The sequence below is a fragment of the Clostridium sp. genome (genome assembly GCF_026168755.1).
GTDB lineage: Bacteria > Bacillota > Clostridia > Clostridiales > Clostridiaceae > Clostridium.
Genome location: NZ_JAPFDR010000039.1, coordinates 1 through 23,395 on the forward strand (window position 1 = coordinate 1; position 23,395 = coordinate 23,395).

Below are 23,395 nucleotides of genomic sequence, written 5' to 3' on the forward strand. Positions count from 1 at the left end.
AAATCATTAACTTTTAAGGTGGTATTGCGGTTCATCAAGTGGAAGAGAAAATATTAATGATATTACCGGAAGGAATATTGTAATTAAGTTTTAGAATTTAATTGTTTTTGGAAGAAAAAGAGCGTTAAGAAGCTGAGGGAACGAAATGACTTTCGAAGCTTTAGCTCTTTTTCTGGAAAAAACAATATAAATTATTAACGCAAATTACATAATTCCTGGAGGTTATATCATTAATTTTTCGGCTCCACGTGACGAACAATATTATTCAATTATGATCTGATTACTTCAACTTTGTAGCCATCTGGATCTGTAACGAAGTAGTAACGAGGTTTTTCACCAGGTAGTCCTTTTAAATCAGTTACTTCGTAACCAAGTGATATATGCTTGTCTCTTAAAGATTCAATGTCAGGATGACCTATAGCTATGTGGCTAAAACCATTTCCAAGATCATAAGGTTTTTCAGGATTGTAGTTATAAGTTAATTCTAATTCATAACCACCTTCTTTATCTGATAAATAAACTAACGTGAATTTATGTTCAGGAAACTCTTTTCTTCTAGTTTCAATTAAACCTAAAGCATTTTGATAGAATTCTAATGATTTTTCTAAATCCATAACTCTGATACAAGTATGTAACATTTTAACAGACATAATATACCTCCTAAATTATATAAAATTTATTTTATTAATTATATCAATATAGGAAGTTTATTACAAGTATTAACTTTTGATTATTAAGGTTAGTAGAAATAATCAATTAATTATGATAATATTAATAGATATATAGTTAAATATGAATATATATAGTCTATTTATAGTAAATATATTTTAAATTTATTTAGGGGAGTAAGTATGTTAACGGATGTTGAACTGATGGATTATGAGGAATATTTAAATAATGCTAATGATGAAGAAATAATATTTATTAATGAGTTATATGATCAAGGTCAAATTTTAGAAAAAGGATTAAGAGATATAATAAGCTTAAAACAAGATATTAAAATATTAGTAATAACATCAACCAAATGTAAGGATTCAGCAACAATAATACCATTTTTAATAAAACTTTCTCAATTTAATGAACATATTAAAGTGAATTTTTTATTAAAAAAGGATAATGAGGAGTTATTAAATAAGTTATCTGGAGAAATGAAGCTACCAGCTATTATGGTTATGGATAGTAATAATAATGTAGTTAGAAAGTTTGTAGAGTTTCCTAAAGGGGTAAAAGATATTTTAATAAATAGTCCAAAGGAAGATACACAGAAAATAATTGATGAAATGAGAAATGGAAAATATAATGATTTAATTCAGTTAGACTTAATTAAGTTTATTACTGGTAAAAAATATGAATATATATCATTTGAAAGGTTAGATAAGTAAGGTTAGATGTAGGAGGTTTCTTCTATGTTTTTATATAAGGAGAAGATTAACAAATGAGAAAGTTTAAAAAAGTCTATATAGAGATTACTAATGTTTGTAATTTAAGTTGTAACTTTTGTCCAAAAACTAAAAGAAAATATAAATTTATGAATAAAGAAGAGTTTATTTATATTTTAGATGAAGTAAAGCCCTTCACAGAACATATATATTTTCATTTAATGGGGGAGCCTTTATTAAATGAAAATATAGAATATTTTTTGGAGGAAAGTAGCAATAAAGGGTTTCATGTTAATTTAACGACTAATGGAACTTTATTAAGTAAGGTTGGAGATAAGCTTATTAAGGCAAAGGCATTAAGACAAGTAAATATTTCCCTTCATAGTTTTGAAGCAAATAAGAAAACTGTAGAGTTAGAAGAATACTTGGATAATGTTACTGATTTTATAATAAAGGCTAGACAAAATAGTAATATAATTTGTGCAATACGATTATGGAATATGGATAATGATGATTTAAAGGGAGAAAATAACTTAAACAAAGATATTTTAAAAATGCTTGAAGATAAGTTGAAGCTTGATTTTTCATTATCAGAAAAACTACAGGAAAGTAATAGGATTAAATTAAAAGATAAAGTATATTTAAATATGGCAGAAAAATTTCAATGGCCAGATATAAAAATTGATAGTTTGGGAGAAAATGTTTTTTGCCATGGACTTAGGAATCAAATAGGAATTTTAGTAGATGGTACTGTTGTACCATGTTGTTTAGATAGTGAAGGGAATTTATCTTTAGGAAATGTTTTTGAGAGACCATTAAAGGAGATATTAACTGCTGAGAGAGCAACTAATATATATAATGGTTTTTCAAGAAGAATAGCAGTTGAAAGTTTATGTAAAAAGTGTGGCTATGCCACTAGATTTAAAAAGTAATAATTAGCAAAAACACCTAATAAGACTAATATCCTTATTAGGTGTTTTATATAGACTAAAAAAAGTTATGATAGGTTTCTTTAGGAATAAACTTTAATAATGTTGGTATATAATTATTTAATAATTCAAAGTTATCATTAATTTCTTTTTGGATGGACAGTAGACATCTGTAGTTTTTTCGCCTTGAGTAACAGTGAGTATGATCAGATTTAAATCTAACTTTCCAAACTTCGCAACCTTGAAATGGATTAGCTGTACCAATATAAAGAATATTAGAAGAATCAACAAATAGAGTTCTGCCACCATAATTATATCTGCTAACTAAGCCATTTAGAAATATAGGGGTAAAGTTAATTCCATCACTAGATTCATAAAGATCGAATCCAAATGGATAGCCTATGGAGTTTAATTGAGAAACTATAGATTGATATATTTTAATAAGTGAATTGGTTGTTACAGTACCAATTTTATTTTCTATTTCAGTTCTATTTGTAATTAGGGTTTCTAATATAACTTCCATATTGATTGAATTATCAAAAGTGCTTATTAATAGTTTCCCGTGATATTCTTTAATTTGCCATGCATGTACATTAAAAGGATTACTAAAGCCAGAATTTAAGCCAGATAAGCTATTGCTTCTTGTTCCTTTAGAGGGAGATGAAGGGATTATAGCTTTACCACCTATAACTAATTGCCAATTGTCATTAGTATCAATTCTTATAATGTCACATCCCATTGGTATAGCCCAAGCTATGGGAAGTTTCTTAGTAGCACTTACGTAAAGATAATTTTTATAAATTCCCATACTTAGAGTGTATTGATTTGTAGCATCTCCAAATCCATTATCCACAATAAGAGTCCAATCATTTAGTTTAGGTATAGAACCATTTGTTCTCCAGACTTGAACTCCATCAGGATTATTAGTAGAAACATAAATTTTATCATTAAAAACTGTCATTTCACTTATAGAGCCATTAGGGTTTTTAGATTTATCATATAAAGGATTTTCAGTGTCTATTATAGGTTCCCAAGGATAAAATTCTGGATCTGTACTACTATACAAGTTAGGAATTGAAGTAGGATTTTTTTCATCAATAGTGGCAATGTATAATTTCCCTTTATGACTTATCATTGCACGAGATGAAGTCCCTTTAAGAATTCTATCAGAAAGAGGAAACCAATTTATTCCATTGCTAGATTTAAATATCTTTAAATTTTCACCGTAGCTAGCAGCATATAGGCAGTCGTTTCCATTGAAGGGCTTATGAGAAATTATAAATCTAATGCCAGATATTTGAATATAATTTGGAACTGAATAAACCTTTTCCCAGATAAGGGAATCATTCCTTTTATATCTCCAAATTTCAGGTGAATTATTAACTACTGTTGGAGTTATTGAAATTGGAGTAATAATCTCTGGTGAAATACTATTGAGTATATTATAAGCAACATTTCTTCCAGTACCAACATAGATATATTGATCTAGTTGACCAATTGACCAAGCATAATTATTTTGACGGGCATTATTTAAATCATTACAATCAAATCCATTTGTTTGGGTAGTATTTTTAAAAGAATACATAATATAAATTCTCCTTTATCATTTGGTTTTTATAAAATTTAAATCTCATATACAATATATGAAAAGATAAAATTGTAAGTTACATTTAAAATATAAATCTGGTTGACATTTATTAAAAAAATTGTTTAAATTACTTGTATGGAAAAATGTCGAAAATATAAAATTATAATAAGAAGTGATATTTTATACCTTACGATAAGGAGGAAAAATGGAAAACAAAAGTTTAAAAAAAGAAATTAGTCTTTTTATGGCTACAATGCTTGTTTGTGGTAATATGATTGGTTCTGGAGTATTTATGTTACCATCAACATTAGCACAGGTTTCAGGGCCAGGTGCTACTATAATTGCATGGATTTTAACTACAATTGGATCCGTATTAATTGCAATATCATTTGCAAATCTTGGAACAAAATATCCTTCAACAGGAGGAGCTTACCAATATACAAAGGAGGCCTTTGGAGATTTTACTGGTTTTTTAAGTGCTTGGCTTTATTGGAATGGATCATGGATTGGAAATGCAGCAATAATAGTTGCTATTACTAGTTATGCATCAGCAGTTATCCCTGTATTGAATAATTCAATAATATCATTAGTATTTTCAAGCGCAATTTTATGGATTTTTACTTTAGTTAATGTAGCTGGTGTAAAAAAGGCTGGTAAGATTCAAGCTTTTGTTACGGTATTTAAGATTGGATTTTTTGCATTATTTATAATAATTGCATTTTTAAATTTTGATACAACTAATATATTACCAATGTATCCAGAAGGAAAGGGACTTAGTACAGTTCCATTAGCAGCAACTTCAACACTTTGGGCATTTGTGGGATTGGAAAGTGCAACAGTAACAGCTGGAGAATTAAAGAATGCTGAAAAAAATGTAAGAAAAAGTACAATTTATGGAATTATAATATCAGCAATAATATATCTATTAATAAGTATAGGTAGTATGGGTGCTATGAATAATTCAGAACTTTCACAAAGTTCAGCTCCACTTACAGATATACTGACTAATGCATTAGGAAATGGAGTAGGTAAGATATTAACAGTTGCTGTTGTTGTTTGTATTTTAGGAACAATAATTGGATGGCTTTTATCTACAGCTAGAGTTGGTTATGCAGCCGGAGTTGATGGAGTTTTTCCAAAGTTCTTTGGTAAGGTAAGTAATAAGACTGGAACACCTATAAATTCATTAATTTTTAGTTCAGCATTAGTGAATATATTATTAGTTATGAACTTTCAAAAAGGTATGGTTGATACATTTACATTTATAACAATACTTGCAACACTTTCGTATTTACCAGTATATTTATTAAGTGTATCAGCAGAAATGATGCTTGCTTTTAAAGGAGAAAGTGAATTTAACTTTAAGATATTTATTAAAAAATCAATACTACCATTATTAGCATTTATATATGTTATTTGGACTATATATGGTTCAGGTGCAGAAATTGTTATGTGGGGATTCATATTAATGTTAGCAGGTATACCAGTATATATATATAATCATCACAAAAATAAGTTAGAATAAATTTAATTAAAAAGTCAGTAATTATTCGAACTATGGAATGGCTACTTAGTAGAATGCTGTTTGAATTACTGACTTTTTTATAAATTTAAGTTAATTTTAAAAAACTTAATAACTTTTCATTATAAAATATGTTAAAATAGAGATACTATTTTATACTTGGAGGACAAAAGATGAAAATAAATTGGAATAATAAATATGCAACAATAGCAATGTATGCGTTTTTGGTTATTTGTGGAAGTATACTTTTATATTTAGGAGTTTCTCATATAAGTTCAATAAAAGCAAGTATTAACGATTTTATTAAAACATTACAACCGTTTATTATAGGAGGAACACTAGCATATTTATTAAACTTTATTTTAAAATTTTATGAGGATAAGGTTTTATCATATGATTTTTTTAAGAAGTTAAAAAAGTCAGGCAAAAGAGGAGTAGGACTATTATTAACCTATATTACGGCAAGTATAATTACATATTTATTTATACAATTTGTATTACCACAATTAGTAGAGAGTATTGTAGGATTAGTAAATAATATACCTGAATATTTAAATGAATTAACGAGATTTACCAATAATATATTTGATAATTTAAATTTACAACCAGAATATATTAATTTAATTACTGATAAATTTGGTGAAGCAGTTACATATATTATAACAATAATAAGCAATCTTGTTCCTGTTATTGGTAATTTTGTGGTAGGTGCAACATCTAGTATATTAAATATAATAATAGGAATAATAGTGTCTATCTATATATTAATAGATAAAGAAAAGTTTATGGCATTAGGAAAAAAGATTGTATATGCATTATGTTCAGAAGAAAAAGCTAAATTTATTTTAAGATTAGCAACTCAAAGCAACATGACTTTTAGTAGATTTATTGGTGGTAAAATTTTAGATTCCTTTATAATAGGAGTATTAACATTTTTTATATTAACTATATTTAAAATGCCATATGTATTATTAATCTCAGTAATAGTTGGTGTTACTAACATTATTCCGTTTTTTGGACCATTTATAGGGGGGATACCAGCAGCAATAATTATATTATTTGTATCTCCAATACAAGCATTATGGTTTATTATAATTATAATTGTAATTCAGCAAATTGATGGAAATATAATTGGACCTAAGATACTAGGAGATTCAATTGGAATATCTGCATTTTGGATATTGTTCTCACTATTAGTTGCAGCTAAATTTATGGGATTTGTGGGAATGGTAATAGGAGTTCCTTTATTTGCAATATTCTATTCTATAATTAAAGAAATAATTGAAGAAAAACTAAGAAAAAAGGGATTACCTATAGAGACAGAAAAATATAAATAATATTACTAATTATGTATATTAATTTTAAAAGTGTCTATAATATAATAATGTAAAGACACGGAAGGTATACAAACAGTAACTAATAATTTATTATTTTGTTGTTATTTTTGTTTAGACCTTTCATAGTATGGAGGAATTTTAAATGGCAGACAAAACATTAACATGCAGAGACTGTGGAAGTGAATTTGTTTTCACAGAAGGAGAACAAGAATTCTACAAGGAAAAAGGATTTGAAAATGAACCAACAAGATGTCCAGCTTGTAGAAAAGCTAAGAAACAACAAAATAATAGAAGATAATTATAAAGTATGTTTCTTAAGGGCTATAGAGTTATTCTATAGTCCTTTTAATAAAAAGATCTGGGAATATATAATTATAAAGGTCCCAGATTTTTTTGTTATATAGAATTTAATGATTTTACCATGATACAATTAAGTGCTTGCTCAACATCAGATTGTTTGATTAGACTTACTAATGATTCATTTAATCCTTGAGCTTTTCTTAATAATTCTATTGATTTTTCAAAGTTTCCATTTTTACTTTCTATTAAAGCTGTATAGTAGTAAGGCTCAATAAAACGAACATTTTTATCAATTAAATTATTAAAGTGTTTATTTGCTTCATCAAACTTTTCAAGTTTATAGCATATCTCTGCATAGTTAGATTTAATTATATTATTATCAGGATTAAATTCCATAGCTTCATTAATATAATCCTTTGCTTCATCAAATTTATTAGAGCATAATAAAAATGAAGTTAGTGTTTCATATATATAGGTATTTTTATTATTAGATAATAACGTTTTTAAAGAAGATATAGCTTCTTCTTTAGAACTAGTTTTCCAAGTAACAATTGCCTTTGTAACTTCTAAATTTATAAAGTCATGTGGTTTAATATTTTTAATTTTTAGATTTTCATTTATATATTCTTTTGCTAATGAGGGTTTACCGTATTTTAATTCACAAATCAAGTAATTTGTTATTATAGGTGTATTTGCCCAAGGAGACATAGCAGCATCTCTGTAATATTCTAATGCGGTTTTATAGTCGTCTAATTTATATGATTTCATACCCTTAAATACTTTAATATAATGTTTTTTTGTTACTATTAAGTAGATTAAAATTAATATTAAGAATATAAGTATAGCTAATTGTGTTCCAAGGAAAATTCCTGATAATAAGGATACAAGACATATAGATAGTAAAATAATAGTACCTTTGTTTAAATTTTTTTCCATAAAATCCTCCGTTAATTGCAATATTTATGAAATTTTAATATATATAAAGTAAAAAGTAGTAAAAGATAGTACATTATAGTTATTATTATACAATATGTAAATAATTTCACAAGTAATTAATAAAAAGTTAATAGTTTTAATTGAAATAAAAAGGAGTATAATAAGTTTAGTGAAAATGTAAGGCAAGGAGAGAGAAGTTATGAGAGTAATGTCTTTCAATTTAAGAAGTGATTTTATTTTAGATTTTAAAAATAGATGGGATGATAGAAAACATATAGTTTATGAGATAATAGATAAGTATGAATGTGATATTATAGGAGTTCAAGAAGTAAATAATAAAATGTATGAGGATATAACTTCAAATATAAAGAACTATAATATTATAGGAAGTGCAAGAAGTAAGAAGTTTTTTTCAGAGAGAAATAATTTGTTTATTAAAGAAAGTCATAATATATTAAAAAATAAAACATTTTGGTTATCTAAAAATCCAGATAAGGTAGGGAGCCAACTTTGGTATTCTTTATATCCAAGAATTTGTACAACTGCTGTAGTAGAATTAAAAAGTGGAGAAAAGGTGAGAATATATAATACTCATCTTGATTGCTTTTTGCCTCAAGCTAGAGATTTTGGATTAAAGAAGTTAGGACAATTTGTTGAAAAAAATCGTAAAGAAGAAAAATTACCTATAATTATAATGGGTGATTTTAATGCAACACCAAATAGTAAAATTATTAAAAAATTTGCAGCTGGTGAGTATAGTACTGATAGATTTATAGCGGTACAAGAAGTAAAAAAAGAATTGTATAGTAAATCAACTATGAGTAGTTTTAAAGGTAAAGAAAAAGGATTACACATTGATTATATTTTTGTTAGTGAGGATTTAGAAATTGTTGATGTTGATATAGTTAAAGATAATATAAATGGAAAATACCCATCAGACCATTATCCATTAATTGCAGATATTAAAATGAAAAATAAATAGCCTAAAGGATAGCTAGAAGTATTTTTAGTTATCTTTTTTTATTTTGCTAGAAAGGTTAAATAAATATTAATTAATTTTAAAGTAAGTAAAATATAGAGCATTATAAGTTAATAAATGTTAAAAAAAACATTTAAGTATAAAAATGATATATAATTCGATTTGTAAGTAATTACAAGGGGGAATTTTGAAATGATAAAAAGAACTAAAAAGGTAATGGCGGCTTTAATAGTAGCAATTATGATGACTACTACAAGCTATACTGTATTTGCAGCAGAAAATGATGGATGGACAGAAGCACCGTATACAGAAGCAGCACAAGGGGGAGCTTGGGAAGCTTGGTGTGAAAAATGGGAAACACTTAAAAATGATTGGACTCAATTATCAATTACACCAGGAAAAAACGAAACAGAATTAAACTTTGCTTGGTATTCTAATAAAGAAGAAACTTCACCTAAAGTAAGAATAAGCAAAAATTTAGATATGAGTAACTCTGTTGAATTTATTGGAGAACAAAGTAGAGCTGTTACTAATAAAGAAACTAACGTAGAGTATGTATCAAATAAAGTAACTATAAGTGGGTTAGAAGAAAATACTACATATTATTATACTTATGGGACTAATGAAAATTGGAGTGAACCTGTTGAGATTAATACACAATCGACTAGTAATTTTACTTTTTTCTTAGCAGGAGATCCACAAATAGGTTCGTCACTTAAAAATACGGCAACTGGTGAAACTGAAGCAATAGGACAAGAGAGATCTGTAAGAAATGATAGTTTCAATTGGAATAATACTATAGAAAAAGCATTATCATTAGTGCCAAATGCAAGTTTTATGATTTCAGCAGGAGACCAAATTTCAATAAGAGATAAAAAAGCTAATATGGAACAAGCTCTTGCTTATACTGACAATGAAATTGAATATGCTGGATATTTAAGTCCAGATGCATTAAAGTCATTACCAGTTGCGACTACAATAGGAAATCATGATGCTATTAGTGGAAATTATTCTTATCATTTTAACAATCCTAATACAAGTACTTTAGGTTCTACAGTAGCTGGTGGTAACTATCATTACACATATGGAAACACATTATTTATTATGTTAAATACTAATAATACAAATGCACAAGAACATAAGCAATTCATAGAACAAGCTATAGCTGAAGCTGGGGATGTGACTTGGAAAGTAGTAACTTTACACCAAGATATTTATGGTTCAGGGGAACATTCTAATGAACCTGAGATTGTAGAATTAAGGTATAAATTAGTTCCGATTTTTGAGGAAAATGATATTGATGTTGTTTTGACAGGACACGATCATACTTATGCTAGATCTAAGATATTAAAAGGTGGAGTAAAAGATGAAAGTACATTTTTAACTGGGGACGAATATGAAGAGTTTTTTGATATAGAATTTGAAAGTGATTATACTGAATTAGTTGAAGATGAAAAATACTTAAATTACTTAGAAAGCATTGAAGATAAAAATGCAATACAATCAGATTTAATTGTTAAAGGTGAAAACATATATAATCCAGAGGGGATATTATATATAACTGCAAACTCTGCATCAGGTAGTAAGTACTATAATAATGTACCAAGACAACAAGCTTATATTGCAAGCAGATGGCAAGAGGATGTACCTACATTCTCAGCTATAAGTGTTGATAATGTAAGTTTATCAATTAGCACATATAGAACAGATACTATGGAAAAAATTGATGATACGATTACTATTGTTAAATCCGTTGAATATGGAAATTTATTAGAAAAGATTGAAGAAGCAGAAGCTAAACTTGCAGATAAAGAAAAATATACATCATCAACTTGGGTTGCATTTGAAGATACACTTTTAAGTGCTCAAAAAATAGCTGAAGATACAAATCTTAATGAAGAATTAGTTTCAGAAGTTTATGGAAATTTAAAAGTAGCTATGGATCAACTTGTATTAAAGGGAGATACTACAGAGTTAAATGTTGAAATTACAGCAGCTGAAGAATTATTAAATAATTCAGTAGTTGGAAATGAAGCTGGACAATATCAACAAGAAGCTAAAAATGAATTATTAGTAGCAATTAATATTGCAAAGGAAGTATGTTCTTCTGATGATTCTAGCCAAATAATTGTAGATGAGGCAGTTTCAAAGCTAAAAGAAGCAGTTAATAGATTTAAAAACACAGTTGTAGTTAAAGAAGAAGCTTTAGGTGGAATTACTAATAACGGAAGTAATGGTAATGGAAGTACAAGCAATAATTCAATTTCAACAAGTAAGCCAAATAGAGGTGTAAATACTGGTGATAGTTCTAATATATTTGTTTATGGCATTCTATCACTGGCAGCAGTTGGAATAGTAGCATTAAATTTTAAGAAGAAGAAAGAAATAGTAAAATAAGCTAAAAGTAAGTTTATCTCAAAATGAAATTTGTGCTGTTTTGAGATAAACTTTAATTAAACTGGAGGAATATTATGTTGACAAGTTTATTAAAAAATATAAGAAATATAAAAGGAAAGATTATAGTAGGAGTTATTATTATATTATTTTTTATATTTTTATATTTTTTTAATAACATTGAAAAGGTAGAGCTAATTAATCGTGCTGGAACGAGTTATGAAAAGGCTGTTGTTATGGAAATAATAGAAGATAATCTTCAAGAAGACGGCTCAAGAATTGGATATCAAAAGGTTAAGTTGAAGATATTAAGTGGAAAGTTAAAGGGAAATGTATTAGATGCTACAAGTTTTGCAGGATATTTATATGGTGCAGATTGTACAGTAGGAATGAAAGTTATAGCAAGTATAAGTGAATATGAAGAAAGTGCTTCAGCATCAGTTTATAGCTATGATAGAGCTAATATTATTTATATGTTTGTAGGATGTTTTTTATTTATGATTTGGGTTATTGGAGGCAAAAAAGGTTTCAAATCAGCAATAGGATTAATATTTACGTTTATATGTATAATTTATTTATTTCTGCCTATGTTATACAAGGGATATTCTCCGTTTTTATCAGCTGTAGTTGTAATAATATTAATAACAATAGTTTCATTATATCTAATTGATGGAATAAGTAAAAAATCAGTTGCTGCAATGCTAGGTACTATAATAGGAGTAATAATTGCTGGAATATGTGCATCTGGATTTGGTCATATTGCAAAGATATCAGGTTATAATGTTTCAGAAGTTGAAGAGTTAGTATTTATAGCAAGTAATACAAATTTGAAAGTTGGAGGTATATTATTTGCTGCCATACTTATTGCATCATTAGGAGCTGTCATGGATGTAAGTATGTCTATAGCATCTACTATTAATGAGATATATATTCATAATAATAATATAGGTAAAAAGGAACTTTTTAAATCAGGAATAAATGTAGGAAGAGATATGATGGGAACTATGTCTAATACATTAATATTAGCTTTTACTGGTGGATCAATAAATACATTGATTTTAAATTATGCCTATGCATTACGATATAATCAAATTATAAATATGTATGAAATTGGTATTGAGATAATGCAGGGAGTTTCAGGAAGTATTGCTATAATATTATCGGTTCCATTAGTATCTATTATTTCGGTTTATTTATTAACTTTTGAAAGAAAAAAGAGTGTTAGTAGTGAGATATGTTATGACTAAAAAAATCAAAACTATAATAAATATATTATTATTTATTATAGTTATCATATGCCTTACAACAATAATAGATAAAAATTATAAATATTATAGATCAAATAAAACATATCAAGAAATTAAAGATATAATTAATATTGCAGAAGTTAATGGTAATATAATCTTGAGAGATGAAAAATTAAAGGATATTAATTCAGAATATAAGTTTTGGATTAATATACCTAATACTGAAATAGACTATCCAGTAGTTCAAAGTAAAGATAATGAATTCTATCTAGAAAATAATTTTTATAGAGAAAAAGATATTGCAGGCACTATTTTTATTGACTATAATAATGATATTTCTAATGATAAGAATTTGATTTTATATGGACATAATATGAGAAATGGTAGTATGTTTGCTGATATAAATAGATTTAAGGAAAAAGACTTTTTTGATAATGGAAAAATAAAGATAATTAAAGATGGTAAAGAATATTTTTATGAAGTATTTTCTGTATTTATAGAGAGTAGTAGTCAGGTGAATCTAAAAAATAAATTTGTTAGCAATGATGAATTTGACGAGTATATTAATAACTTAAAAAATAAATCTATCTATAAGAAAGATATTTCTAAGGGCGATATTTCAAATATAATTACATTATATACTTGTAGTTATGAATTTGATGAAGCTAGAACCATAGTTTGTGCTTCATTAATAGAGTAAGGAGGGCTAAAGCTTTAGCCCTCTTTAAATTTATTAATCAATATTATGAGGTTTTTTCTTTTTTAAACCATTTTAATGCGTTTTTTAATTTAATAGGATTTCCATACATTAAAGTACCTAATCTATAAATTTTAGCAGCACCAAGAGCTGTTAAAATAGTAGATAATAATAAAATAATAAATGAAATAATTACTTCTATATTAGATACAGTACCAAGTGCAACTCTTATAAGCATAGTCATGGAAGAACTAAAAGGTATAAATGAAGCAATTTTTATTAAAAGACTATCACTATTAGTTAGCCCAAACATGCTTATAAAGAATACAACAACAAAAATCATAGTTACAGGTCCTATACTAGAACTAATATCCTCTGTTTTTGAAACTAAAGCACCAAGAGCGCCAAATATAAATGAGTAAAATAAGTAACCAATGCTACCGAAGATAATAAAGGTTAGTAATATATTACTAGGAACTTTAAATACTCCATCTAAAAGATCATTCCAAGCCTTACTATTTAAGGTATAAGTTATCATGCTAGATCCTAATATTATAGCAACTTGTAAGAAACTTGCTAATGCAGCACCTATGACTTTACCAAATATAAGACTATTACTATTAGCACTTGTTACAAGAACTTCAATTGCTCTATTACTTTTTTCAGAAGTAACTGAAACAGCAATTAACTGACCATATAGTAATATCATCATATACATTGCAAAAACAAATATATAAACATAGAAGAAATTACTTGCACTATCTTTTCCTAATATACTTATTTCTGATTCAAATGGGATATTAATAACTGATTGTAATTCATCAATATTTAAATTATTATTTTGTGCATACTCAATTTGATTTAATGTAGATAATATGTTTTCAAAAATCATTTGATTAGTATCAGTGAAACCGGAATTATCAACTAAGTATGAATATTTATTTAAACTTTCAACAATAAATCCCGCTTTAGCATCTCCAGATTTTATAAGATTTTCAGCTTCGGTTTTACTATTTACTATAGTCCAAGTCGAGTTTGGAAATGCAGTTTCAAGAATACTCTTATCACTAATAATATTATTAGTATCCATTATAATATAGCTAGTTTTATCTTTACTTTCATCCTCATTTTCACTATTTTCAGTAATTTCGGAATTGTTACTTGATAGCTGAGGTATAAGTTTAGACATATCAAAAAACGAAGGTAGGGATAATCCTACGATTAATAATATTGAAATAAGTATGGTAGTAATTAGATAGCCTTTATTTTTAAAATAATTACTCAATTCAAAACTTAATACATTAAAAAATTGTTTCATTATTCATCACCTGCCTTTAATACAAAAATATCTGTTAGTGAAGGTTCATATACTGAGAATTTTTCGATGTCGATATCATAATCAATAATACTTTTTAAAAAGGAATTTTTGCTACAGTTTTTACAAAGTTCTAATATTAAAAAATCCTTTTTTATATCATAAATACTAACCAAGTCAGAAAAATTCTTTTCGCAAATAGCTTTTAATTCATTTAATGAGTAATTATTAGCACTTAAAATAAGCCTATTTTTTCCGTATTCTTTTTTTATATCTTTTAAATTTCCGCTTAAAGCAATATTACCTTTATTTATTATTGCTATATCTTCACAAAACTCTTCCACATAACTCATTTGATGACTAGAGAAAATAACAATTTTATTATCATCAATTAATTCTTTAACTACATCTTTAAGTATTTGAGCATTAACAGGATCAAGTCCACTAAATGGCTCATCTAATATAACTATGTTTGGATTGCAAACTAAGGTTTGAGCCAATTGAACTTTTTGTTGATTTCCTTTAGATAATGTATCAAGCTTTCTATTCTCATATTCAGCAATTCCTAATCTAGTTAACCATTTTTGTGTATTTTCTTTAGCTTCTTTTTTACTAATTCCTCTTAAAGTTGCAAGATATACTATTTGTTCTATAACTTTTTTCTTTGGATATAAACCTCTTTCTTCAGGTAAGTAACCTATTTGATGATTGCGAGGTATGAAAGGTTTACCATCAAATAATATTTCACCTGAATCACCTTTAAAAACATCCATTAATATTCTAATAGTTGTTGTTTTACCTGCTCCATTTCGTCCAAGTAATCCTAGTGCTTTGCCACTTTCTACTGAAAATGAAATTCCATGTAAAACTTCATTCCCGGAGAAACTTTTTCGTAGATTTTTTATTTCTAATTTCATAGATATAGTCCCCCTTATTTAAATAAATAGAATAAATTAACCTTATAAAGGTTAATAATAAAAATATTAAGAAGTAATTTATAACTTATTATAAATCAAAAATCATAGGTGCGCAATATCTTATTAAGAAAATTTTAACAAATTATATAGTCAAGTAAAATAGTATTTAGATATTTATAATGGAATATAATTTTTTTGAGTAGATTATATTAATTTAGTTGAAATTATAATTCTTATATATTATAAATAAGTTGTAATTACATAATAATATAAAAGTTTATAAAGCAGATATAAATATAAAATAGAAAAATGTTAAAATATAAAATGAACATTTTAATGAAATTAGGAGGAGTAATATGAATATTTGTATCATAGGGGCAGGAAATATAGGAACATATTTAGCTGCATATATATCAATGAAAGATGAAAATAAGGTGTGGCTACACACTTCAAAGCCAGAAAGTTTTAAAGAGACTATCTTATTAGTGGAAGAAGAAAAAAATATAAGTCATGATGTAAAGATTCACTGTATTACATCAAGTTATGAAGAGGCAGTAGGAAATGCAGATTATGTATTAATAACATATCCTTCATTTATGATGGAAAAAACTATTAATACAATACTTCCATTTTTGAAGAAAGGAACTGTAGTAGGTGCTATTCCAGGATTCGGAGGTAAGGAATATTTAATAGATCCATTATTAGAGAAGGGATGTATATTCTTTGGAACTCAAAGAGTACCTTCTATAATAAGATTAGAAAAGTACGGAGAGTCAGTAATATTAAAACAAAAGAATCCATTTATGAAAATTAGAGTAATTCCAAGCGAGAATTCAGAAAAGGTAGCAGAATGCATGACTAATTTTATTGATATTCCATGTATTCCATTAAGTAGCTACTTAGCAATAACTTTATCACCATCAAATCCTACAATGCATCCTTCAAGATTATATGAATTATTCCATGATTATGTTGAAGGTGAAATAGTATATGATAGAAATCCTTTATTTTATGAAGAGTGGGGGACTATGGCATCAACAGAGTTATTAAAGTTAGATGAAGAATTAGAGTTAATATTTAATGGATTTAATGTAAATAATGATTTTGATCCAAAAGATATTGAAAAAATAAAGATAAGATATAATATAGAAACACCGGAGGAATTAAGTAAAAAAATAAATACTGCACCAGGATTTATAGGAATTGATTCACCTATGGTACAAGTAGAAAATGGTTATATTCCAGATAAAAAATCTAGATACTTTATTGAAGATATTCAATTTGGATTATGTATTTTAAAAGCTTTTGCAGAATTATTAAATATAGAAACACCAGAGATAAATAAGATTGCCACTTGGGGTCAGAACTTCCTAGGAAAAGAATATTTAGTTAATGGTAAACTAAATGGAAAGGATGTTTCAGAGTTAACTATTCCTCAAAATAGAGGTATTAAAAATAAAGAGGAATTAATAAACTATTATAAAGGGTTATAGAAGCTTATATTAAATACAGTTAAACTTTATATATTAAATTAACATAAATTTTGTTATAATATAAGAATAAGGGGATTTGGGAGGAATGTAAAAAATGGAAGAGGTATTAGAGCAATTTATTGAGTGTGATAAAAGCAAAACTTTGAGTAATATTTTGAAAAGTCTATCTATGGTATTTGTAGTTTTTTTAGCATTTTTTTTAACAGTATCACTATTAGCTTCAATAGTTATGGGAGTCATAGCTTTAGGATTATTTATTTTAAGTTTTTTAGTATATATTGAGTATGAATATGAAATATTCAATGATACTATAACTATAAGTAAAATATATAATGAAAGCAGAAGAAAGGTAGCTAAGGTAATTTCAGTAAGTGATGTTAGAAAAGCATATGAAAATACTAAAAGCAGTATTAAGAGTAAGGAAAAAAAAGTGTATTATAATAGTAATATTAAAGAGTTATCAGTTTATACTTTTGAATTAAATGATAATACAAGTATTGAACTTGCATTAAATGATAAGTTAAAAAGACGAGTAGGAATTGTCTATGCTCAAAAGATAATTCGTCAGTTTTAATTGATATTATAAAGTTAAGCTTCTACATGATAGATTATAAAGTCTGTTATGTAGAAGCTTATTTTATTATATTAATAAATAATTTTAATATTGGGGAGGATAATAATTTATATGAAGATTAAAAAAGAAAGGATGAAAATCATGATTGATAAAAAGATTAAAAAAGATTATAGCAATGGTTTAATAGATGGTGTAATTTTTTGTGAAGAAGAAGAGAAGAAACTAAGACATGAAAATGAACCGAAGCAAAAAAGTGGAATTACAGATATATTTAATTTTCCTAATCTAAATTAATTTTCATATTAATCCTTTTTATTGTTAGAAAAATGCATAAATTTAGAAAAAGTAGTTAATGATAAAAAGGGTGATATTTATGTTTAATTTAATATATTTAGTATTAGGAATATATTTAATAAAAATTATAGTAATAAAAATAAGTATGGAGTATAAAAAGAAAAAGAGTGTTGAGAGAATTTCCTTGAATAAATGTATTGCAAGTAAGGTAAAAAGTGTTTTTGTTGATGAAAATAATATTTTTATATTCAGAAATAATAAAAATGATTATAAAGAAACCAGTAATAATAAAGAAGATTGGAATTTAAAAAGACATAAAGCCTTAGAAAAGGCAAAATATAAATGTGAAGAATGTGGAAATATTACTAATTTAGAGGTCTATACTAAAGAAATTAATAATGATGAAGAATTAATAGTACTTTGTAAAATGTGCTACGAAAAGAATATGGGTGAAATTAAATTGCACTATCAATAAAAGCTAAAACCTAGCTATGTTAGGTTTTAGCTTTTATTTTGTAATAGTTTTAGATTTAAAGTTGTATAGAATTATAATATATTAATTACTAAAAAGTTTGTAATTTATTTTAGAGTTATCTACACCAAGATCAACTAAAATATTTTCCATAGCTTTCATAAATGGAGGTGGTCCACAAAGATAAAATCTGAATTTAAGTTTACTTTTTTAACACTTATTCTATAAATATCTTCATTAGGAAACATAGAAAGACTATAAGTTCTTATAACATCTTTATATAATAAAATTAAGAAAAAGTAAATATATAGTATATTCTATCAAAGAAAGTTATGAATTATGTTGTAAAGAAAAATTAAATAATTAAAAGTTAAATAAATAGGAATAATACTTAATATAGTTTTTTTATGAGGTGATATTATGAAAAAAGATATATTAGATAAACTAGAACTTAAAAATTATGAAAATTTATCAAGTAATAGGATGAATGATAATATACTTGGAATAAGTAGAGATTTAGATCATTTGAAAATTAATGATGATTTTTCTAATGATGAATTAATAGAAGATGAATTTAGTATTATAGAAAGTAATTCTTATATTGATTTATCAGATGTAATAGAAAATAATAAGATAAATAACAATGATAAGGATAAAGTGGATATTAGTGCACTACCTTTAGAAAATAATTCAAATGTGGATTAAAATTTACTATTTTAAGAGAGAAAAGCTATATTGTAAGAATAGCTATTAATAAATTAGAATAGTAGTATAAAGCTTAAAAATTAAGTATGAATGATACAAATAGTAGTACCACAGTTAAGGAAAAATACCTTTCTGGTGGTGCTTTTTTATTTTTTAGTATATTCATAAAATAAAATAAAGATCGAAAAAGTGGGAGTGATAATAATGAAAGTTGGAGTAATAATTGGTGGAATATCATCAGAAAGAGAAATAAGCTTACAGTCAGGTGAGCAAGTTTTATTAAATTTAAATAAAGATAAATATGAAGAGATAATTCCTATAATAATAGATTCTAAAAGTGAAGTAATTGAAAAAGTAAAAGGAATAGATTTTGCATTTTTAGCTTTGCATGGAAAATTTGGAGAAGATGGAACTATTCAAGGTTTACTTGAAACTATGGGAATACCTTATAGTGGATGTAGAGTATTACCAAGTGCTATATGTAAGAATAAGGGGTTAACTAAGAGAATAGTAAAAACTGTAGGTGTTAATACAGCAAAGTGGTTAATAGTAAAATCAGTTGAAGAAATAGATTATAAAAAAATAAAAGAATTACAATATCCTGTATTTATTAAACCTAATAATGGTGGTTCAAGTGTTGCTACATTTTTAGTTAGAAGAGAAGATGAAGTGGAAATGGCAGTAAGAGAAGGATTAAAATATGATAATGAAATAATAATAGAAGAATATATAAATGGAGAAGAAATAACATCTTTTGTGTTAAATGGAGAAGTTTTTCCTACAGTTAAGATTAAGTCAAAAAATAGTGAATTCTTTGATTATGCTTCTAAGTATAGTGAAAATGGAGCGGAAGAAGAATTAGTTCTATTAGAAGAAAAGTTACAAGAAAAAATTAATAATATATCAAAAGAAGTTTGGCGTATTTTAGGTTGCAATAGTTATGTACGAATTGATATGATAGTAAGAGATGGAGTACCTTATTTACTAGAAGTAAATACACTTCCAGGAATGACAAAACAAAGTCTTATTCCTAAAAGTGCAAAGGTAAGAGGATTAGAATTTAGTGAGCTATTAGATAAAATAATAGAGTGTTCACTAGTTTAGGAGTTGTGAGAAAATGATATTTTCTAAAATAGATTTTAATGATGAAGAACCGTTATATTTACAAATAGAAAATTATATAAAGAGTATGATTGACAGTAATCTTCTTGTATCAAATGGAAAGCTCCCTGCTACAAGGGAGCTTTCTAAATTACTTGGTGTAAGTAGAAATTCTGTAATAACTGCATATGAAAATCTCGAAGAGAAAGGAATTTTATATACTGTAAAGGGAAGAGGAACTTTTGTTTCGGAGATTAAGTCAATAAATGAGTATGGATGGAAGGTTTCTTGGAGTGAAAAAGCAAATAATTATGGAAAGCTTGCAAAAAAATTAGATATTGTAAAAAGTGAAATTCCTTGGGAAAAGAATTTAATATCTTTCAAAAGTATATCACCAGATGGCGAATTGTTTGATATGGAAGAGTTTAAAAAATCATTTTTAAATAGAATTTCGGTAGAAGGACATAAAATTTTAAATTATGGATATGCAAAAGGCTATAAACCTCTTATTGAATATCTTTTAAAATATATGAATACAAAGGGTGTAGATACCAGAGGTAAAGATATTATAATTACTAATGGATTTACAGAGGGATTGGAGATGCTTCTTACTGCATATGCAAATAAAGGCGATAAAATTATTTGTGAAAATCCAACTCATAATACAACCATTAAGATTATGAAGGTTCATGGAGTGGAAGTAGTGGGAGTTTCTATGACAGAACAGGGAATAGATATTAACGAATTAGAAGATAAGTTAAAAAGTAATAATATAAAGTTTGGATATTTAATTCCTTCATATCATAATCCAACTGGAATTGTAATGAAAGGTGAAAGAAGATATTCTGTTTATAATTTATTTAAAAAGTATAATGTACCTATAATTGAGGATGGATTTAATGAAGAGCTTTTATATAATAGTACTCATGTATCTCCAATAGCTGCTCTTGATAATGGCGGAAGTGGAGTTATTTATATAGGGAGTTTTTCTAAAATATTATTTCCAGGCATCCGAGTTGGATGGATTCTTGCAGATAAAAATGTTATAGATATATTAGAAAGTGTAAAAAGGTGTAAAAATATTCATACATCATTTTTAGATCAAGGAATACTTTATGAATATTTGCGTTCTGGGGCTTTTGACAGACAAATAAAAAAGGTTAGAAAAGTATATAAGGAAAAATATGAGTTTGCTATAAAATGTATTAATGAATATATTAAACCAACATTTATATGGGGAGAAGGTGGACTTCATATTTATATTAAAATAGAAGGTATAGATTCAAGGAAACTTTTAGAGGAGTGTTATAGGAAAAATGTTATATTTACACCAGGAGATATATTTTCGGTAGATGATAGTTGTAAAGAGTGTTTAAGGTTAGGACTTTCTAGATTATCTCTTGAAGAGATAGAAAATGGTATCAGAATTATAGGTAAAGTAATTGAAAAATTTAAATAATAGTTAAATATAAAGGAATTTTAAGAGGTAAGAAAAAAATATTCTTATCTCTTAAAATTTGTTTTGCAAAAGTATTATAAAGATGATATCCTATGTAATTGTGAAATAATATGTTAGGAGGGGATGATGAGATGAAAAATAATATGACTAATGATATGACTAAAGGAAATCCTGTTAAGTTAATATTACTATTTTCAATACCTTTATTAATAGGAAATGTATTTCAACAATTTTACAGTATGGTAGATACTATAATAGTTGGTAGATTTGTAGGTGTTGATGCTTTAGCAGCAGTTGGTGCAACAGGATCTATGGTATTTTTAGTTAATGGATTTGCCACAGGATTAACTAGTGGATTTGCAGTTTTAGTATCGCAAAAATTTGGTGCAAAAGATGAAGAGGGCCTCCGTAAGGCTGTTGCTAGTGCAGTAACTTTAACAGTTATTTCAGTAATTGTAGTTACATTAGTAAGTTTGATAGGAGCAAAGCCTTTATTAAATTTAATGAATACTCCTGAAAATATTATGGCTGATGCTCATACATATATAAAAATAATTTATGGGGGAGTTGTAGCAACAGTTGCATATAATTTAATAGCAAGTATATTAAGAGCTTTAGGTGATAGTAAAACACCATTATACTTTTTAATAGTATCTTCAGTTTTAAATGTTATTTTAGATTTAGTGTTTATAATTAACTTTAAAATGGGAGTAGCAGGTGCTGCATATGCAACTATTATTTCGCAAGGTGTGTCTGCCATACTTTGTTTAATTTATACTTATAAGAAGTTTATTATTTTAAGACTTAAAAAAGAAGATTTTAATGTTAAAAAAAGATATTACCATAAACATTTAAAGATAGGGATTCCAATGGCACTTCAATTTTCAATAACAGCTATAGGAATAATGACTGTTCAAGGTGCTTTAAATGTATTTGGTTCTATAGTTATTGCTTCATATACAGCAGCATCAAAGGCATTACAGCTTGTTATGCAACCAGCAATCACTTTTGGTGTTACTATGGCTACATATTGTGGACAAAATCTGGGGGCTAAAGAGTATGGACGTATAAAAGAAGGGGTTAAGGAATGTACTAAAATTTCAATTATTACAAGTATTATTGCAGGAGCAGTTTTAATATTCCTTGGGAAATACTTTGTTATGATGTTTATAAGTAATCCTGATGCTGAAATATTAAGATATGCACAACAAGTACTTGATATATCAGCTATATTCTTTATACCTTTAGGATTAATATTTATATATAGAAATGCACTTCAAGGGATAGGTGATTCATTTGTTCCAATGATGGCCGGAGCATATGAACTTGTAGCAAGAGCTATAGTTGCGTTTACTTTACCAAGTCAGTTAGAGTTTATGGGAATATGTTTAGCGGACCCAATTGCTTGGCTTGCAGCTGTAATTCCATTAGGAATTACTTATTTTAAAAGAATAAAAAGTTTATTAAGGCATGGAAATATTAGAGTTTGAAATTAGTTAATAAAAGATGATATAAAATGATTTTAGATTGTTTTATATCATCTTTTAATTTTTTTATGAAAAGTGAACATATTACTTGAGATATACATCTAATAGATGTAATACTTAGCTAAGTAATAAAGATAGTGTAAAGTTTCGTATGAAAAAATAGCCTATGGCTAATTTTTAATAATAATTAAAAAATAACGTTGTAATATCAACTAAAATTTAAAAATTGGATATGACAAAAAGACCTTCGGTATCGGAGGCAAAAATAAA

22 protein-coding genes are annotated in these 23,395 nt (G+C 26.4%); 17 read left to right on the forward strand and 5 right to left on the reverse strand.

From position 1 onward, the window contains the following. Window positions 1-269: 269 nt before the first annotated feature. Window positions 270-650, reverse strand: coding sequence for a VOC family protein (locus Q0Y03_RS12095; RefSeq protein WP_297714067.1), 381 nt, complete (start codon window positions 648-650; stop codon window positions 270-272). A 201-nt stretch (window positions 651-851) separates the two neighbouring features. Between Q0Y03_RS12095 and Q0Y03_RS12100 the strand changes: the two genes are divergently transcribed. After that, entirely contained in the window at window positions 852-1,382 is a 531-nt protein-coding gene (locus Q0Y03_RS12100) for a thioredoxin family protein (RefSeq protein ID WP_297714068.1), read from the forward strand. A gap of 53 nt (window positions 1,383-1,435) precedes the next feature. Then, a complete protein-coding gene (locus tag Q0Y03_RS12105) occupies window positions 1,436-2,311 on the forward strand; it encodes a radical SAM/SPASM domain-containing protein (protein WP_297714069.1) in 876 nt (291 codons plus the stop codon). A 55-nt stretch (window positions 2,312-2,366) separates the two neighbouring features. Here Q0Y03_RS12105 and Q0Y03_RS12110 read toward each other — a convergent pair whose 3' ends face one another. Next, window positions 2,367-3,893, reverse strand: a complete 1,527-nt coding sequence (locus Q0Y03_RS12110) for a hypothetical protein (RefSeq protein WP_297714070.1) — start codon at window positions 3,891-3,893, stop codon at window positions 2,367-2,369. Window positions 3,894-4,101: 208 nt separating this feature from the next. On the opposite strand from Q0Y03_RS12110, the gene Q0Y03_RS12115 reads away from it, so the two are divergent. The 3 genes from Q0Y03_RS12115 (at window position 4,102) to Q0Y03_RS12125 (ending at window position 7,053) form a co-directional block, all read left to right on the forward strand. Further along, a complete protein-coding gene (locus tag Q0Y03_RS12115) occupies window positions 4,102-5,421 on the forward strand; it encodes an amino acid permease (protein ID WP_297714071.1) in 1,320 nt (439 codons plus the stop codon). Between the two features lie 170 nt (window positions 5,422-5,591). After that, window positions 5,592-6,755 carry an AI-2E family transporter gene (locus Q0Y03_RS12120; RefSeq protein WP_297714072.1) on the forward strand — a complete coding sequence of 388 codons (1,164 nt, stop codon included), beginning with the start codon at window positions 5,592-5,594 and terminating at the stop codon, window positions 6,753-6,755. Window positions 6,756-6,897: 142 nt separating this feature from the next. Continuing rightward, window positions 6,898-7,053 carry a zinc-ribbon domain-containing protein gene (locus tag Q0Y03_RS12125; RefSeq protein WP_133015847.1) on the forward strand — a complete coding sequence of 52 codons (156 nt, stop codon included), beginning with the start codon at window positions 6,898-6,900 and terminating at the stop codon, window positions 7,051-7,053. Window positions 7,054-7,151: 98 nt separating this feature from the next. On the opposite strand, the gene Q0Y03_RS12130 is transcribed toward Q0Y03_RS12125, so the two are convergent. After that, window positions 7,152-7,991 carry a hypothetical protein gene (locus tag Q0Y03_RS12130; RefSeq protein ID WP_297714073.1) on the reverse strand — a complete coding sequence of 280 codons (840 nt, stop codon included), beginning with the start codon at window positions 7,989-7,991 and terminating at the stop codon, window positions 7,152-7,154. Between the two features lie 199 nt (window positions 7,992-8,190). Between Q0Y03_RS12130 and Q0Y03_RS12135 the strand changes: the two genes are divergently transcribed. The 4 genes from Q0Y03_RS12135 (at window position 8,191) to srtB (ending at window position 13,311) form a co-directional block, all read left to right on the forward strand. Further along, window positions 8,191-8,973, forward strand: a complete 783-nt coding sequence (locus tag Q0Y03_RS12135; RefSeq protein WP_297714074.1) for an endonuclease/exonuclease/phosphatase family protein — start codon at window positions 8,191-8,193, stop codon at window positions 8,971-8,973. Window positions 8,974-9,162: 189 nt separating this feature from the next. Then, complete coding sequence (locus Q0Y03_RS12140) at window positions 9,163-11,367, forward strand: metallophosphoesterase family protein (protein ID WP_297714075.1); 2,205 nt, start codon at window positions 9,163-9,165, stop codon at window positions 11,365-11,367. Between the two features lie 74 nt (window positions 11,368-11,441). Further along, window positions 11,442-12,611: a YibE/F family protein gene (locus tag Q0Y03_RS12145; RefSeq protein ID WP_297714076.1), complete on the forward strand. Its 1,170-nt coding sequence runs from the start codon at window positions 11,442-11,444 to the stop codon at window positions 12,609-12,611. Beyond that, entirely contained in the window at window positions 12,604-13,311 is a 708-nt protein-coding gene (srtB, locus tag Q0Y03_RS12150) for a class B sortase (protein WP_297714077.1), read from the forward strand. Before Q0Y03_RS12145 ends, srtB begins: the two co-directional genes overlap by 8 nt. A gap of 43 nt (window positions 13,312-13,354) precedes the next feature. Here srtB and Q0Y03_RS12155 read toward each other — a convergent pair whose 3' ends face one another. Together Q0Y03_RS12155 and Q0Y03_RS12160 are read right to left on the reverse strand one after the other, a co-directional pair. Further along, window positions 13,355-14,626, reverse strand: a complete 1,272-nt coding sequence (locus Q0Y03_RS12155; protein ID WP_297714078.1) for an ABC transporter permease — start codon at window positions 14,624-14,626, stop codon at window positions 13,355-13,357. After that, on the reverse strand, window positions 14,626-15,540 hold the full coding sequence (locus tag Q0Y03_RS12160; RefSeq protein WP_297714079.1) for an ATP-binding cassette domain-containing protein: 915 nt from the start codon (window positions 15,538-15,540) through the stop codon (window positions 14,626-14,628). Before Q0Y03_RS12160 ends, Q0Y03_RS12155 begins: the two co-directional genes overlap by 1 nt. Before the next feature lie 356 nt (window positions 15,541-15,896). Here Q0Y03_RS12160 and Q0Y03_RS12165 point away from each other — a divergent pair, with 356 nt between their 5' ends. The 8 genes from Q0Y03_RS12165 (at window position 15,897) to Q0Y03_RS12200 (ending at window position 23,128) form a co-directional block, all read left to right on the forward strand. Then, the gene (locus tag Q0Y03_RS12165; RefSeq protein WP_297714080.1) at window positions 15,897-17,033 is read left to right on the forward strand and encodes an NAD/NADP octopine/nopaline dehydrogenase family protein; all 1,137 of its coding nucleotides are present in this window, start codon (window positions 15,897-15,899) and stop codon (window positions 17,031-17,033) included. 94 nt (window positions 17,034-17,127) lie between these two features. Then, window positions 17,128-17,607 (forward strand): hypothetical protein, encoded by a 480-nt coding sequence (locus Q0Y03_RS12170; protein ID WP_297714081.1) that lies wholly within the window; start codon window positions 17,128-17,130, stop codon window positions 17,605-17,607. A 111-nt stretch (window positions 17,608-17,718) separates the two neighbouring features. Beyond that, window positions 17,719-17,901, forward strand: coding sequence for a hypothetical protein (locus Q0Y03_RS12175; RefSeq protein WP_297714082.1), 183 nt, complete (start codon window positions 17,719-17,721; stop codon window positions 17,899-17,901). Window positions 17,902-17,980: 79 nt separating this feature from the next. Next, window positions 17,981-18,376 carry a hypothetical protein gene (locus tag Q0Y03_RS12180; RefSeq protein WP_297714083.1) on the forward strand — a complete coding sequence of 132 codons (396 nt, stop codon included), beginning with the start codon at window positions 17,981-17,983 and terminating at the stop codon, window positions 18,374-18,376. Between the two features lie 417 nt (window positions 18,377-18,793). Beyond that, entirely contained in the window at window positions 18,794-19,078 is a 285-nt protein-coding gene (locus Q0Y03_RS12185; RefSeq protein WP_297714084.1) for a hypothetical protein, read from the forward strand. 204 nt (window positions 19,079-19,282) lie between these two features. Beyond that, window positions 19,283-20,182 carry a D-alanine--D-alanine ligase gene (locus Q0Y03_RS12190; protein WP_297714085.1) on the forward strand — a complete coding sequence of 300 codons (900 nt, stop codon included), beginning with the start codon at window positions 19,283-19,285 and terminating at the stop codon, window positions 20,180-20,182. 13 nt (window positions 20,183-20,195) lie between these two features. Further along, on the forward strand, window positions 20,196-21,638 hold the full coding sequence (locus Q0Y03_RS12195) for a PLP-dependent aminotransferase family protein (protein WP_297714086.1): 1,443 nt from the start codon (window positions 20,196-20,198) through the stop codon (window positions 21,636-21,638). A 143-nt stretch (window positions 21,639-21,781) separates the two neighbouring features. Further along, the gene (locus Q0Y03_RS12200) at window positions 21,782-23,128 is read left to right on the forward strand and encodes an MATE family efflux transporter (RefSeq protein ID WP_297714087.1); all 1,347 of its coding nucleotides are present in this window, start codon (window positions 21,782-21,784) and stop codon (window positions 23,126-23,128) included. The last annotated feature ends 267 nt before the right edge of the window (window positions 23,129-23,395 follow it).